The sequence below is a fragment of the Bifidobacterium magnum genome (assembly GCF_000741255.1).
Classification (GTDB): Bacteria; Actinomycetota; Actinomycetes; order Actinomycetales; family Bifidobacteriaceae; genus Bifidobacterium; species Bifidobacterium magnum.
Genome location: NZ_JGZB01000004.1, coordinates 413,519 through 428,530, shown reverse-complemented (window position 1 = coordinate 428,530; position 15,012 = coordinate 413,519). Strand labels below are relative to the sequence as shown.

Below are 15,012 nucleotides of genomic sequence, written 5' to 3'. Positions count from 1 at the left end.
TTGAATTCGACTTCGCATTCAAGCGCACGCCTTTCGACCAATGAAAGGCATGGTTCTTCGATCTATGAAGAATGTGTGAACCCCAAGAACATGACTTAGATTAGGTCGTTTGACAAATCATGCCACTGGGCAGGTGATCACGATTTTTCATCAAAAAATGCCGACATCCCAATATTTGCAAGATTTTACAGTTTTGTTCACTTTTGTTGTGTTATGCTAAATGTGAACGCTCACCCGCGCGTATTTAGATGGAGAAATGGTTATCTGTTCAATTTCGAAACATAATATGCACACGATGTGTCAAACTTGAGCGATTCATACGCGTTTTTATCGGAGATATTTTCCGACCAAATTCCGGATGACAGTTGCAGGGCAAGAAAAGTGCACAAGAAACAGTCCTGGATCAAGAGCCCCGCTCCCCTTCTATTGATTCCCCTACTACGCTGCGTAAATATACGCGGTCTACTTCTTATCTGCAGTTTTCGACCGTTAAATTTTGCGGGTTGCTGTTTAACCGCGTAAAAATACGCGGGTTACCCGTTAACTGCAGATTTGTTGCGTGAATATTTGCAAATAACGGCTTCGACTACAGTTTTTCACGTTAAAAACTGCAGATAACGTCTTAACCGCAAGTTTCATACGCGTTCCGCGGCGTGTCTCGACTAAAAACCGCGGTTAACGAGCAAACTGCAAAAATTCACGTAAATAATCGTCGTCTAACGAGTAAATTGCAAATTTTCACGCTCAAAAAGCGCAGATTAGATGTTAGCCTCGTATTTTTACGCACGAAAAGTGCAGATAATAGATTAGCTGCGGTTCTATGCACTAAACGTGCGAATAAGACAAAACCCCCGATTTTCACGCGGCACAATCGCAAAGAAAACAAAAACCCGCCAAAATGGCGGGCCTACTGGTGGCTCCGAGCGGCATCGATCCGCTGACCTAACGATTTTCAGTCGTTCGCTCTACCAACTGAGCTACAGAGCCATAAATTTTGAAAACTGGAGTCTTCAAAACTCGCGACTCCGGCCGGACTTGAACCGGTGACCTCCGCCGTGACAGGGCGGCGCTCTAACCAACTGAGCTACGGAGCCACTGTCCTACATCATGACAAGCAAAATGCAGACCAAGCGACTCCGGCCGGACTTGAACCGGTGACCTCCGCCGTGACAGGGCGGCGCTCTAACCAACTGAGCTACGGAGCCACTGTTTCCTGAAGAACTCTCGTTCCTCGGCAACAGGTGTTTATATTACACAACCCATTTCAAACCGCAACTTACGGCGTGTCGTATAGGGGGCATGCGCCAACCAATCACACGTCAAAAGCACTGCATTTCAAGCCCGAGGGAGGAACACCATACCGCCCGCACAGCCACCTCAAAGACCGAAGCACTCCCATATGAAAGCGGCCGGACCATCGGCTTACCACCAACGATCCGGCCGCTCCATACTTGCACAAACCTCTGCGAACCGGCGCGACCTCTCGCGCCCCATATCCGCCAATTCGTCCTATTGTCATCGTTACCACATATGACGGGCCGTTCCTCGCGATTCGCCGCTACCGCTACTCGGCGAATCCATCTCGGCCCGCTTGGCGAAGCTCTGCCATATTTCCATATTTCGCCTCGCCCAACATCCCCCGCCATACCGCGCCACGCACACTTCCTTGGCGCGACATTCACTCGCCTTCTTCCTTCTACCGTTTGCCTACGGCCCTGCCGCAAGCGCCTCTTGAACGGTTTCCTCAGCCCCTTCGTCACGGCAAACCAACATTTACCGCTACGATTACAGGCCACATGCACCCGATTCCACGGGTTCAACCACTCCCATGCGCATACTGCACTCGGACGCACGGACCCGTTACCTTGGCATCTCCAGGTTCCTCCCCCATTGGAATATGTTGAAGAAGAATATGGGGACATATGTTTGCATATTGTGCACCTATAGGTAAGAAACAACGGCACGCCGTTGTCCCGCTGTTTCCATACTGACAACACTACTCGTTCAAACATATGACCGTCAGCCCATGTCCACGTTACGAATGTTCAACGTCTCAAAAAAAATGAACATGAGAGTTCGGATGGCAATTATCGTATTTCACTTGTCATGTCGACATGCATTGCGGGCGGCATCGTCTTCATAACGACATCGCCCGCATCTTGCAATGCAACTAAACGCAGGTAACCGCACGCGGCTATTACCCACGCCCGCTACCGGTTATTTGGCGGCCTTGCGCGCCGCCTTGCGCTCGGCACGAGCTTGTTCGGCCGCCGCCTTTTCCTCGGCCTTTACCTGGTCGATAAACGCGAAGTGGTCCTTGGCCGGCTGCCAGCCCTTGTCCACAACCTTGACCTGCCAGATCCAGGCCGCCACAAACAGCACCACAGCCAACACAATCAGGCCAACCGCGCCCGGAGCGAATCCGAGATTGACCACACGGCCCACAATCGTGCCATACCAGCAGAAGTCGGCATCGCCGAAGGTGGAGTTCGAAACGCCATAGGAGCCCATCACACCCATTAGGGAAGCCGGCAGGAAGGTAATGAGCAGTCCGTTGACGAAACCGCCCACCACAGCACCCACACGACCGCCTGTCGCGTTGCCGAACACGCCGGCACCACCACCATCGAAGAAGTGGGGAACCATGCCCGGCAGAATCAGCGCAATGCCCCACAGCGGGCCCATCCATACAGCAATGATGCCCAATGCCACAAGGCCTCCCACGAAGGAGGAAAGGAATCCGATGAGGGAAGCGTTGGCGCCGTACGGGAACACAATCGGAATGTCGAGGGCCGGCTTGGCGCCCGGCACGACCTTGTTCGCAATGCCTTGGAAAGCAGGAACCAGCTCACCGAGGATGATGCGCACGCCATACAGGATGATGCTCACGCCAATGCCGAACTGGAGCGCCTGCGCGAATGCGGCCATAATGTAGGCGCCATAATCGGTCGGAGCGCTCGCGAACACCTTGAACAGTTCCTGTGCGGGAACCACAAAAATGGCCCAAATGGCAAAGATCAAATAGAGCACGACCATCAGCAGCGTGGTGGAGACCATGGAGTCGCGCAGGAAGCTCAATCCCTTCGGGAAGTTGATATCTTCCGTGGAGCGCGACTTCTTGCCGACAAGGCATCCCAACGCGCCCGAAGCCATATAGCCAAGCGAGTTGAAATGGCCTACGGAGATCTGGTCCGAACCCGTAACGCGATTGGTAAACGGCTGCGTAAACGCCGGCATGGCGACCATGGCCACAGCCATCAGCAATGCGCCAATAATCACCACCAGCACATCATGCCCGGATCCGAAGCCCACAGACAGTACGAGCGCCAGCATCATGGACATGAACACCATATGGTGTCCCGTCAGGAAAATGTACTTCAGTGGTGTGAACCGTGCGATAAGCAACATGAAAATGAAGCTCAACACAATGATGTAAGCGCTGGATGCGCCAAACTGCTGCGCTGCTTGCGCCGTAATCACTTCGTTGGTGGGCACCACGCCTTGGGCGCCCGTCGCCTTGAACACCAAGGTTCCGAACGGATCCAGAGCTGCGGTCACCACGCTGGCGCCCGCACCGAGGATCAGATAGCCCATTGCGGCCTTCAACGCTCCGGAAATCACTTGTCCTGCCGAGCGTTTCAAAGCGATCAAGCCGATTGCGGCAATAATGCCGATCAAGTATGCCGGCACATTCAAAATCTGCTGGCTTATGAAATTCAAAATAGTGACAAGAACATCCATTGTTCTGCATTCCCTTCTTCTTAAGTTCCCCCACGAAGAATGGGGCCATGCACTCCGCAGTCTCCCTTGACTGCGAGGCGCCGGGTATACGACCGTTCTCTCGGCGACCGCATACCCGAATACCGTATTGGCCGCGCGTCAGTTATGCGTAACGCTCCAGCACATCCTTGATCTCTTCAAGATCCATAAAGTTGGAAATGGCCTCCACAAGCGTGGTGGTTCCCTCCAATTCGGGGGCCAATTCCGCCGAAGTGAGCACCAAATCATTCATATTGGCGGTGCCCTTGGCGCTTCCGGCATCCGACGTGGTGACCACCACATCCATGCCCAGATCGGCCGCGGCCTGTTCCACATTGGTCTTCAACAGTACGGAAGTGCCGATGCCCATTCCGCATACGCAGAGAATATCCATAATTTCCACTCCTTTGTTGGGTTTTGGTTACAACTAGACGAGCGCCAGCAGCTCACGATTCGAGAATGGCGCGAATTTCCGCCGGCGTTTGCGCGTCAGCCAACGCCTTGACCTTGCCGGGATTGACGAGCGCGGAAGCGATGGCGGACATCACTTCAAGATGTTCGTTTTCATCGCGTCCGGCCAGGCCGATCACCAGTGAGACGGGATCGTTGTTCTTGCTGCCGAACTCCACGGGCTCGGCAAGCCGGACCCAGCTCAGTCCCGAGCGCATTACCGAATCGGACGGACGCGAATGCGCCAATGCCAGTCCCGGCGCGATCACGATATACGGCCCCAATTTGTTGACCGTCTCAATCATTTCATCGGTGTAGCCCGGTTTGGTCGCGCCCGAATCGACAAGCCCTTGGCCGGCCAGACGAATGGCGTCTTGCCAGTTTTGCGCCGTCACATCGAGGGCAAACGCCTCGTCAGGCAAAAATCCAGTGAAATCTACCATAATGTTGATCCCCCCTAGCGCGGCCCCAATGCCACGCATGTCATAAACCCGCCGCTACCCTGCGGCGCGTTACTAAAAAAGTATCATAAATCCAAAAATTCTCGTATCTTCAAAATGAAGGAATAGTATCCCAACAGGAAAATAAAACGTTTCGTCAATGGTTTTAAATGCGATACATATACATAAAATGCCTATAAATGGCGCTCTGAATTTGTATACAGTATCAAATCTTTTCTGCACACTCGCGCGATTAATTTGGACACATCCGTTCCACGAGCTGGAGGCCCCTTCCCAAACCCGCCCTTCCCTGATTGACTGGACGGCTGTACCCACGAACTTACATAGAAGGGAAAGTCATGGTACAGCCATATTTGAACTCGATGAACGACCACTTGTTTGCGCCGGAACTGACGATGGACCACCGCACCATCATTATGGAAATGGAAGAGTCCGCACACCAGTCGGCCTAGGCGACAACCATGGAAGATATACGAAAAAGGGCACCAACTGGTGCCCTTCCTTATTGGTACCCCCTAAGAGAGTCGAACTCTTGTTGTCAGATTGAAAGTCTGGTGTCCTAACCGTTAGACGAAGGGGGCGTATTCAATTATTTGATCCGCCAAGCATTGTACTTGCCGGACTTTGTACCCCCTAAGAGAGTCGAACTCTTGTTGTCAGATTGAAAGTCTGGTGTCCTAACCGTTAGACGAAGGGGGCTTCGACACAACTCGATTTATATTACCTGAGCTTGCGAGATATGCAAGTTCGGCGTGTTGCGAGCGTGTCGCGGACTATGCGATAGCGCGATCAATCACAGCATCACGCCGTCACATAGGTGAAATCGTGGATCACGCGGTTCGCTTGCAGGCCTTTCTTTTCGAAATTTGTCAGAATACGCCCCTCGAAACGCTCCGATTCCGCAAAGTCGGCGTGTTCCATGGCGGCGGCCATATCGGCGTTGCCTTTGCCTACGTGTTCAACAGGCAGGCTTACGGTCAGCGAGCCCGCGTTGGTAAAATCGGTGCGGCCGTCCATAATTTCGTGTACATGCAGCGCATAGTCCTCGATATCCGTGGCGATGCGCCAGCTACCGCCATCCGCGAGCGCCTTGCGCACGTCCGCAGCCAGTTCCGGTTGCACGATGCGGCGCTTGTGGTGCTTCATTTTCGGCCACGGATCTGGGAAGAACGTCCATACTTCGGCGAGGCTTCCTTCAGCCGCCGCGGCCAACAGTTCGGGCGCGTTGACTTGGGCGATTTTGAGATTGGCCAGCTCCTGCTTGCCGGCGAGCAGCATGGTGTGCGCGACACCCGGATCGTAGACTTCCACGGCGAGGAAATTGAGTTCGGGATGTGCGGCGGCCGCGGCGACCACATTCTCGCCCTGTCCGCTGCCGATTTCGACGATAAGCGGGTTGTCGTTACCCCAATGGTCGCGGACATACGCCGCGTCCAACGCAAAGTGCTCGGGGACGGTCAGGCTTCCCTCTTCTTCGGCGATCGGGAGCAGGTATTGGTCGGCATACCGGTCCCAGGCGCGCTGGAGGCGCGCGTCAAGCCGGCCGGAGCGTCGTACAAATGAGAGTACTTTACGATTGCGCATTGCGTCAGTCACTTCTTCCATATCTCATTTATAAGGCAAACCGGGAACGTCTCGACGTTCCGGCACACGTGCACTACCATATGGATTGGCGAATTTGAAGAAATTGTTCATAAATTTGCGTTCCGCTGGCCACCATGCGGCATATGCGTGCTATACTCAAAATCAATCAAAACTTAACATAGTAGAACATAAATCGAACGATTTGGCACGCACTCTCGCCGATGAGGGCAATGGGGTCACATTCGTTCTACAATCAGCACTTGATACATAGATTATTAGGAAAGGTCAATCATGACAGTTCTCGTCACCGGCGGATGCGGATACATTGGCGCGCACGTGGTCCACGCTCTTCACGAGAAGGGTGAGAAAGTTGTGGTCGTAGACGATCTGAGCTACGGCAAGCCGACGCGCATTGGTGATTCCCGCCTGTACGGCATGGACGTGTCCGATCCGGGCGCAGCCGAACGCCTTGCCCAGATCATGAAGGACGAGGACGTGGACGCCGTAATCCACTTCGCCGCACGCAAGCAGGTCGGCGAATCCGTGGAAAAGCCGCTGTGGTACTACCAGCAGAACATCAACGGCATGCTCAACGTGCTTGAAGCCATGAAGAACGCCGACGTCAAGAAGCTCGTGTTCTCCTCCTCCGCCGCCACCTACGGCGAGCCGCCAGTCGACGTGGTTCCCGAGGACGTGCAGATGAACCCGATCAACCCGTACGGCCAGACCAAGCTGTTCGGCGAGTGGATGGCGCGCGCTTGCGAAGAGCCGTTCGGCATTCGCTTCTGCGGCCTGCGCTACTTCAATGTGGCCGGCTGCGGCCCGGTGGAACTCGAGGATCCGGCCATCCTGAACCTTATCCCGATGCTGTTCAACCGTTTGAAGCAGGGCAAGGCCCCGGCTATCTTCGGCGACGATTACCCGACTCCGGACGGCACCTGCATTCGCGACTACATCCACGTGTCCGACCTGGCGGACGCTCACGTGGCAGCCCTCGACTATCTCGACCGCGACGAGCGCAAGTACGACGTCTTCAATGTCGGTACGGGCAAGGGCACGTCCGTGCGCCAGATCGTGGACGAAGTCAAGGAAGTGACGGGCCTGCCGTTCACCGAAACCGTCATGGCTCGCCGTGCGGGCGATCCGCCGCAGCTGATCGGCGACGCCACGCGCATCAACACGGAAATGGATTGGCACGCCAAGTACGACGTGGAAGAGATCGTGCAGTCCGCTTGGGACGCATGGCAGGCCAACCCGGAGCACCACATCGACGTCGCCACCTGGAAGCAGACCGACTGAGCCCAGCACCGGCATTAGTCCGAACATAACAATGGGGGGGCCGCGCTTGGCGTGCCCCCCCCATTTCGTATATATCAAGCGTCCCGTCCGCGGCACAGGCGGTACAGGCGCCAATCAGTCAAGCTGCTGCTCGACCCAGTCAGCGATATACGGCGCCGCCTCCTCGATCTGGTCGATGGCGATCTGGAAATCGCGCATGCCGCCATACCACGGATCCACGAGATCGATGCTGCTTTCATGGCCGGCCTTCGGCTTGGGAAGCGCCGGATCGAAGCTGCGGTACATATGCACCTCGCCCTGCTTGGTCGCGGGCAGAATATGCTTCAGCGACGCCATATGTGAAGCGGTCATTGGCAGGAACAAATCGGTCTGCGCGATTTCGTCGCGCGTGACACGGTGCGCAAAATGACGCTCAGGAAGCTCGTATCCGCGTTCCTTGAGCACACGCACGGCACGGCGGTCGATCGGATTGCCGTACTCTTCGTCGCTGACGCCGCTGGAAAGCACGCGTACGCGATCGGACAGGCCGCGCTTGGCGAACTCGTTGCGCAGCACGATCTCACCCATCGGAGAGCGGCAAATATTGCCCGTGCAGACGGTCATTACAGTATATGGATGCTCTTCGCTCATATTATTCTTCCTCAAGATCCTCGTCCCGCGAACCGCGACGCTCAAGAGTGAGGAAGCGGTACCGGCGGATCGACGAGTCTCCCGTACGTTCTGGAGTCTTCCAGCCCGTACGTTCGGTCAACTCCCACTGGCCACTCGCCAACAGCCGGTCCAGATCCGGAGCATAGGTGTCCGCTTCAACTTGCGTGTCGATCTGCGTCACATACAGCTTGGTGGCGAAAGGAAGCGTCTCCTCGAACAGCTGTGCGCCGCCAATCACCCAAATTTCGCTGCGATCCAGGCCGTCGTCCGGAATCGCTTCCTGACGGGCCAGGTCCAACGCGTCGTCCACGCTATCTACCACGCTCGCACCCGGGGCCACATACTCCGGATTGCGCGACACCACGATATTGTCACGGCTTTCCAGCGGTCGCGACTTCTTTGGAAGCGATTCCCACGTCTTGCGTCCCATAATCACAGGATGCGAGACCGTCAGTTCCTTGAAACGACGCATATCTTCCGAAAGATGCCACGGCATGCCGCCGTCGAATCCAATGGCGCCCGAGCGTCCCAACATATCAACGCCCTGCGCCCAAATGAGATTGATCGAAAACGTCTTGGGAAAATCGTCTCCCCAATCGTCCTCGAGATCTTCCTGCCCGGCAAATCCGGGCTCGGGTTCGTGATAGCCACTGCGGCTACTATCGTGCTCCATTTCTTTCACTCCTTGAAATCTTTAGTCGGCTCACAGTCTATTGTGTGGCTCAGACCGCAACCGGGGCCTTAATGGTGGGATGGTACCGATAATCGACAATTTCGAAATCGTCGTACGTATAGTCGAACAACGAATCGGCCTTGCGGATTTTCATGGTCGGATACGGGTACGGCTCACGCCCCAACTGCGTGAGCACCTGGTCAATATGATTGTCATAGATATGGCAATCGCCGCCCGTCCATACGAACTCCCCCAGTTCCAATCCGGCTTGCTGCGCCATCATCATGGTGAGCAGCGAATAGGAAGCGATATTGAACGGCACTCCCAGGAACATGTCGCATGAACGCTGGTACAGCTGGCAGCTGAGTTTGCCGTCCGCGACATAGAACTGGAACAACGCGTGGCATGGCGGCAACGCCATGCTCTCGACCTCGGCCGGGTTCCACGCCGTTACCACCATGCGGCGCGAGTCCGGATTGGTTTTCATCATATTGAGCACGTTCGTGATCTGATCGATCGTACGATCGGGGTCCTCGGGCGTGGGCGCGGGCCAGCTGCGCCACTGCACGCCGTACACGGGGCCCAAGTCGCCGTTTTCGTCGGCCCACTCGTCCCAGATATGCACGTTGTTCTCAAGCAACCAATTGATATTGCCGGAGCCTTTGAGGAACCATAGCAATTCGTACGCAACGCCCTTGAAAAAGACGCGTTTCGTAGTGAGCAGCGGGAATCCTTTGCTCAAATCAAATCGCATTTGTTGACCGAATAATGAGATGGTTCCCGTTCCCGTACGGTCATTCTTCAATGCGCCTTCCATGAGAATCTTGCGGAGCAAGTCCTCATAAGGCATGGGAACGTCGGTGTCAGGGCGCGCAGGTACTTGGCTGCGGATATCTGCAAGGTCTTGAACAGTCAAAGGCATGCCCCCTAGTATAAAGATCGGGTAAGAACGGAACTACTCGTTCCGGCAAAATTACTTGGGTTCTCTACAACCATGCCGTACGATGAAGGCATTGTTTGTTGAACCGACAAAGGAGATACCTATGGCGAAACGCATTTGGGTAGAACGCAACAAAGACGGCTCTTGGGACGCTTTCAGCGACGAAGGCGCCCACATCAAGTTCGGCCACGACCGCGGCCAGTTCACGCCGGGCGACCTCATGCGCGTGGCGTTGGCGGGATGCGCAGGCCTGTCCAGCCAGTTTGCGGTGGAGACGACCTTGGGCGAAGGCAAGGGCGCCAAAATTTTTGTGGAAGGCTCCTACGACCCGGAAACCGACTCCTACGTGAGTTTTGATGAACACGTGGTAGTTGACACCCTCGACTCTTCCTTGGACGCGGAAGACGCCCAAAAGCTCGCCAAGCGCATTGAAGCGCACATCAAGAAGGGCTGCACGGTCATGCACACCTACGAACAGGAAACCCCTGTCCGCATGGACATCACGGTGCGCCACTAAATTCGGCCGATGCTGCGGTGCCGCCGCATCACATAGTAAAACGCCTTGCGCAGGAAACCCGCGCAAGGCGTTTTGCATAGGTTACTTGTTTTACTTGTCGTCGCGTTCCGGATCAATCGCCACGTCGATTTCACGAATGACTTCGACGTCGGCCTTTTCCACGGGCATCTCCATTACGAGTTCGCCCATTTCGACGGCTTCCACCACTTCCTCCGGACGGGCGTGCTCCACAAAGCGGCGCGGCACCACGTATACAGGAGCGACCGAATGCTGCAGCAGGCCCTGGCTTGTCGAGTTGAACAGCAGTCCGGACAGGCCACCTCGTCCGCACGAGCCCACCACCACAATGTCGTGGTCGCGACTGGCGTGCGTCAACGCGCGTACCGGATTGCCCGGCACGAGCGTCTTGTGGATCTTCAGCGTGGGATACTTGCTCTCGATCGGGGCCAAACGCTCGTTGAGCGTGGTCATGTACGGGGCGGCGGCCTGCGGATCGTCCACATCCACGGAATCCGGCACCACGGAGATCACGTCGAGCTCGGCGTCCCAATTGTGGGCGAACTGAGCGCTCTTTTCGAGGGCGGCCAGACCCCACTTCGTGTCGTCGGAGCCTACGGCCACCTTCGTCACGATGTTGTTCAGGTGCAGCATGTTGCCTTCGCTGTCCATGTACGGCACCACCACGATCGGGCAGTAGGCGTACGCGGGCAAGCTCGAGCTCGTGGTGCCCAGCAGTCGTTCCGCCAGGCCTCCCTTGCCGCGGTTGCCGATCACGATGAGGTTGTAGTTGCGTGACAGTTCCACAAACACGCTGGACGGGTCTCCCGTCACAATCAGCGTTTGCGCCACCACGCCCTGTTCGTCGGCGATGGCCTTGGCCTTGGAAAGAATCTCTTGCGCGTCGCTATGGGCTACGGTGTCGTCATCCATAGCGGTATACGTGGCATCGAAGGATACGGCGGCATAGCTGGGCAATGAGTATGCGCACACAATCTGCAGCGACATGCCCATATGCTTGGCGTAATTGGCCGCCCACCAGGTTGCCTTGTAGCTTGCATGGGATCCGTCCACACCGACAAGAATCGTTTTCTCGTTCACCATGGAAACCTCCTATTCAATGCTTTCCATACGCATCATTACGTCGGTTACTACCCTTACCTTACCGCGAATGCCAAGCGTTGGATATGAATCAATACCAAATATTTTCAAGAACTAAACAAAAACGCACCCCGAAGGGTGCGTTTGATGCATATTAAGGTTCGCGCCGGTTTACAGCACGCGGCGAATCGAGTAGCCGCCCTGCAGCGTGGAAGTCGCCGCGACAGCGGTAATCTGCGTGCCATCGGACGGATTCAGCGCGTTGACGACCATGCCGTTGCCAATATAGATGGCGGCGTGGGCGCCGTTGGCGATAATGTCGCCAGGCTGGGCCTGCGCAAGGCTCGGAACGGCTGTGCCGACCATGGCCTGCTCGCCGGAGGTACGCGGCAGCGAAATGCCGAACTGAGAGAATACCCACTGGACGAAACCGGAGCAATCCCAGCCAGGAGATGGCGTATTACCGCCCATCACGTATGGTGTACCAACATAACCTTGGGCGAAGGCGGCAAGAGCTGCGCCGTTGCCGCTTTGCGGCGCCACGGGAGCGGCCGCAGCGGCCGTACCCGCGCTCGCGCCGGTATTGGCGGCGGTATCGGCAGTGGCAGCCGTATCTTCACGTGCATGCGAACGGCTGGCCGCAGCAGCAGCCTCTTCCTGTGCCTGGGCGCGAGCCTCGGCTTCAGCCTTAGCCTGGGCGGCGGCTTCCGCTTCCTTTTCGGCGGTGGACTGCGTCTGAGGAACATTGAGCGATTCAATGCCACCCCAGTTCGAGTCACCATTGACCGTAGTGGAAGTAGCCTCTGCAAACAGGTTCGCCTTTGCGGTGTTCACCTTGGGGAAGGAACGGCTTACCGCTACAGCGCCATTCGACGCCGTGTTGTTGTCGGCAAACGCCATAGGAGCGGCGGTGGTAAGAGCCAACGCTGCTGCAACCGTGGCGGTTACTAGAGAAAAAGATCGTTTCTTCATATTCATCACGTAATACGGTAGCAAGATGCATGAACCACTAAAATTCAAGAAATCCTGCAAAAGTCAATAAAATCAATGGTTCTTTAGTTGTCCGAACGTTCGCCGCTAGGAAGAATCGTCACGAAACGCTCACATACCGGTATGCAATCGAACGTTCGACGACAACTGGAAAGTCGATATCAGTAGTGGATGTACGTGAACTGGGCCGCTTCCGTGGCGGAGAACGTACGGTTGGAGATCACGCCAAGACCTTTGGCGTTGGATTCGGAGATTTCCACGGATCCGTCGGAGTTGACCTTCTCCACCACGGCGACGTGGCCATAGACGCCGCTGGCGCCGGCCTGGCCGGGAGAGAACATGACCACATCGCCCACTTCACGGGCCGTGTGATCCACCCAATATCCGAGTGCGGAAGCCGAAGCCGCCCAATTCTGCGCGTTGCCGAAGTAGGAACCCGTCGGCAGGCCAAGCTGCGCGCGACGCGTATACGCCCACCACGTGCACTGGCCGTACGGATACGCGTTGCCCGTATCGCCCGTGGCATGGTTCGGGTTGAAACCGGCAGGCAACACGTTGGTGTCCGCGGACATGCGCTTGGCGATCTGCGGGTTGTTGGCGATGGACTTGCTCATGGCGTCGGTGTCCGAAACGGTGTTCGACGAGCCGAGGCTCCAGTCGCCGTCATTCGAAGTGGCCTGAACATTGTCGGCCACGAGCGCTTCACGCGCCTCGGAGCGGGAGGCCGCTTCCGGGGTGATGCGCGTCATCTGCGTCGTGGTGGTTTCGTTTTCCGGCAGGGCCATGGACGACATGTCCTGCGTATTGGCGAACGCGATGCCCGTCGCTGCGGTGCCTACCAAAGCGGCCAGCGACGTGGAAGTAAGAATGGTATGACGACGCTGTGCGGCGCGTGCGGATTCGCGAATGGATCGACGCGTGCGCGGCACGACTTCGTTGATTTTCTCCAATACGGCTGCGTCGAGGGCGGCGATGCCGTTCATCGGGGCCACTGCGACAGCCGCATGCGCGCCATGGCGAGAAGTACCGCGCGCCGACGAGCTTTGAAATAGTGCATTCGCTAGGCTAGAAGCGCCATTGCCCTTATGGGTTTTTGGGGCTGCATGCTTCATACCGTAAATCACTCCTCAAATAGTTCGTTTTTCAAGCACGGTTTTCTCCGCGCAAACAGTCACGATTTCTTAGGTTACATCATGGTTGGCCCAAAGTGCACATCGACCACAAAAAATTCACCGAATTTGTACTGGCATAATTCCGGTAAAAGTGTTGAAAAATCAATATTTTTCCGACATTTTACGGAATTGTCGGAGAAATATAGAATTCACGAAATAATCACGTTCGATTTGATGTGCACCGCACCAATCGTCGAAACGATTTTTTCAATCAAAGCCGCCCGATTGCGGCGCGACTCCTCTATAGTGGTGGCCTATGAATCCAACAGACATTATTATTCCGCACGATTTGCTGCCGCAAGACGGCCGCTTCGGTTCGGGCCCCAGCAAGATCCGTCCGGCCCAAATCGATGCGCTGAGCGCGGCGGGGCGTACGTTGCTGGGCACGTCGCATCGTCAGGATCCCGTAAAAAATGTGGTCGGTTCCATCCGTGAAGGGCTATCGGAATTTTTCCATATTCCCGACGGGTACGAAGCGGTACTCGGCAATGGCGGCGCGAGCGCGTTCTGGGATGTGATCTGCGCAAACGTCATCACGCGCACCGCGGCCGTAGGCGTCTACGGGTCGTTTTCCCAGAAAATGGCCACTTCCATAGTCTCCGCGCCATTTCTCAACGATCCCGTGATTTATGAGTCGGCTCCCGGCACCTACCGTATCCCCGACTTCACGCCCGAGGCCGACACATACTGCTGGGCGCACAACGAGACGTCCACGGGTGTGGCGGCTCCCGTGCGGCGCGTCCCGGGCAGCCGGGAAGCAGGCGCGCTTACAGTAGTCGACGCCACGAGCGCCGCGGCCGCACTTCCCGTGGACATTTCCGAAACCGACATCTACTACTTTTCCCCGCAAAAGGCATTCGGCTCCGAAGGCGGCCTATGGATCGCCATCCTCTCCCCCGCCGCCGTGGAGCGCGCGTTCCATATCGGGGAAACGCTGGAATGCGCGCATGGCGAGCGCTGGATTCCGCCGTTCCTGTCGCTGACAAGCGCCATCACGAATTCGCGCAAGAACCAGACGCTGAACACCCCGTCGCTCAGCACGCTGCTGCTGCTGGACAATCAGGTGCGTTACCTGAACGAGCAGGGCGGTTTGGCATGGTCGTCCAAGCATTGCGCGGACAACGCGCAACTGCTGTACACCTGGGCTGAAGCGTCTTCGTTTGCCAATCCTTTTGTGGAGGATCCCGCGGCGCGGTCCAACTCCGTGGTCACCGTCGACCTGGTGGAGGATCTGCACGACAGCGATGTGTTGGCAGCCTTGCGCACCAACGGCATTGTGGATGTGTCTGGGTATCGCAAGCTTGGGCGTAACCAGTTGCGCGTCGGCGTATTCCCCAATGTACAAACGCGCGACGTGGCGCAGTTGACGCATTGCATCGACTATGTGGCGCGCCAGCTGCTCATGAACAGCTGAACTG

Annotated in this window: 13 protein-coding genes and 5 tRNA genes; 3 read left to right on the top strand and 15 right to left on the bottom strand. The window is 56.3% G+C overall.

Going from position 1 to position 15,012, the window contains the following annotated elements:
- Nucleotides 1-911: 911 nt before the first annotated feature.
- The 9 genes from BMAGN_RS05440 to trmB all read right to left on the bottom strand — a co-directional run bounded on the left by BMAGN_RS05440 (nt 912) and on the right by trmB (nt 6,254).
- Nucleotides 912-987: transfer RNA gene (locus tag BMAGN_RS05440), tRNA-Phe, on the bottom strand.
- Between the two features lie 33 nt (nt 988-1,020).
- Nucleotides 1,021-1,094, bottom strand: a tRNA-Asp gene (locus BMAGN_RS05435).
- Between the two features lie 37 nt (nt 1,095-1,131).
- Nucleotides 1,132-1,205: transfer RNA gene (locus BMAGN_RS05430), tRNA-Asp, on the bottom strand.
- Nucleotides 1,206-2,217: 1,012 nt separating this feature from the next.
- The gene (locus BMAGN_RS05425; RefSeq protein ID WP_022858989.1) at nt 2,218-3,741 is read right to left on the bottom strand and encodes a PTS ascorbate transporter subunit IIC; all 1,524 of its coding nucleotides are present in this window, start codon (nt 3,739-3,741) and stop codon (nt 2,218-2,220) included.
- 142 nt (nt 3,742-3,883) lie between these two features.
- The gene (locus BMAGN_RS05420; RefSeq protein WP_022858988.1) at nt 3,884-4,153 is read right to left on the bottom strand and encodes a PTS sugar transporter subunit IIB; all 270 of its coding nucleotides are present in this window, start codon (nt 4,151-4,153) and stop codon (nt 3,884-3,886) included.
- A gap of 52 nt (nt 4,154-4,205) precedes the next feature.
- Nucleotides 4,206-4,652, bottom strand: a complete 447-nt coding sequence (locus BMAGN_RS05415) for a PTS sugar transporter subunit IIA (protein WP_022858987.1) — start codon at nt 4,650-4,652, stop codon at nt 4,206-4,208.
- Between the two features lie 524 nt (nt 4,653-5,176).
- A tRNA-Glu gene (locus BMAGN_RS05410) sits at nt 5,177-5,251 on the bottom strand.
- A 46-nt stretch (nt 5,252-5,297) separates the two neighbouring features.
- Nucleotides 5,298-5,369: transfer RNA gene (locus BMAGN_RS05405), tRNA-Glu, on the bottom strand.
- Nucleotides 5,370-5,471: 102 nt separating this feature from the next.
- Nucleotides 5,472-6,254, bottom strand: a complete 783-nt coding sequence (trmB, locus tag BMAGN_RS05400; protein WP_338010446.1) for a tRNA (guanosine(46)-N7)-methyltransferase TrmB — start codon at nt 6,252-6,254, stop codon at nt 5,472-5,474.
- 291 nt (nt 6,255-6,545) lie between these two features.
- Here trmB and galE point away from each other — a divergent pair, with 291 nt between their 5' ends.
- Complete coding sequence (gene galE / locus BMAGN_RS05395) at nt 6,546-7,553, top strand: UDP-glucose 4-epimerase GalE (RefSeq protein ID WP_022860146.1); 1,008 nt, start codon at nt 6,546-6,548, stop codon at nt 7,551-7,553.
- 114 nt (nt 7,554-7,667) lie between these two features.
- Here galE and BMAGN_RS05390 read toward each other — a convergent pair whose 3' ends face one another.
- The 3 genes from BMAGN_RS05390 to BMAGN_RS05380 are packed head-to-tail and all read right to left on the bottom strand — an operon-like array spanning nt 7,668 to nt 9,727.
- On the bottom strand, nt 7,668-8,183 hold the full coding sequence (locus BMAGN_RS05390; protein ID WP_022860145.1) for a low molecular weight protein-tyrosine-phosphatase: 516 nt from the start codon (nt 8,181-8,183) through the stop codon (nt 7,668-7,670).
- A gap of 1 nt (nt 8,184) precedes the next feature.
- Nucleotides 8,185-8,877 carry a dihydrofolate reductase gene (locus BMAGN_RS05385; RefSeq protein ID WP_022860144.1) on the bottom strand — a complete coding sequence of 231 codons (693 nt, stop codon included), beginning with the start codon at nt 8,875-8,877 and terminating at the stop codon, nt 8,185-8,187.
- Between the two features lie 49 nt (nt 8,878-8,926).
- Nucleotides 8,927-9,727, bottom strand: coding sequence for a thymidylate synthase (locus tag BMAGN_RS05380; protein WP_022860143.1), 801 nt, complete (start codon nt 9,725-9,727; stop codon nt 8,927-8,929).
- Between the two features lie 193 nt (nt 9,728-9,920).
- Here BMAGN_RS05380 and BMAGN_RS05375 point away from each other — a divergent pair, with 193 nt between their 5' ends.
- Entirely contained in the window at nt 9,921-10,334 is a 414-nt protein-coding gene (locus tag BMAGN_RS05375; RefSeq protein WP_022860142.1) for an OsmC family protein, read from the top strand.
- Nucleotides 10,335-10,424: 90 nt separating this feature from the next.
- Here the strand turns inward: BMAGN_RS05375 and BMAGN_RS05370 are convergent, their stop codons facing one another.
- The 3 genes from BMAGN_RS05370 to BMAGN_RS05360 form a co-directional block, all read right to left on the bottom strand.
- The gene (locus tag BMAGN_RS05370) at nt 10,425-11,435 is read right to left on the bottom strand and encodes a universal stress protein (RefSeq protein ID WP_022860141.1); all 1,011 of its coding nucleotides are present in this window, start codon (nt 11,433-11,435) and stop codon (nt 10,425-10,427) included.
- Between the two features lie 168 nt (nt 11,436-11,603).
- Nucleotides 11,604-12,410 (bottom strand): C40 family peptidase, encoded by an 807-nt coding sequence (locus tag BMAGN_RS05365; protein ID WP_026502094.1) that lies wholly within the window; start codon nt 12,408-12,410, stop codon nt 11,604-11,606.
- 173 nt (nt 12,411-12,583) lie between these two features.
- Nucleotides 12,584-13,534: a CHAP domain-containing protein gene (locus BMAGN_RS05360; RefSeq protein ID WP_026502093.1), complete on the bottom strand. Its 951-nt coding sequence runs from the start codon at nt 13,532-13,534 to the stop codon at nt 12,584-12,586.
- A gap of 316 nt (nt 13,535-13,850) precedes the next feature.
- Here BMAGN_RS05360 and serC point away from each other — a divergent pair, with 316 nt between their 5' ends.
- On the top strand, nt 13,851-15,008 hold the full coding sequence (serC, locus tag BMAGN_RS05355) for a phosphoserine transaminase (RefSeq protein ID WP_022860138.1): 1,158 nt from the start codon (nt 13,851-13,853) through the stop codon (nt 15,006-15,008).
- The last annotated feature ends 4 nt before the right edge of the window (nt 15,009-15,012 follow it).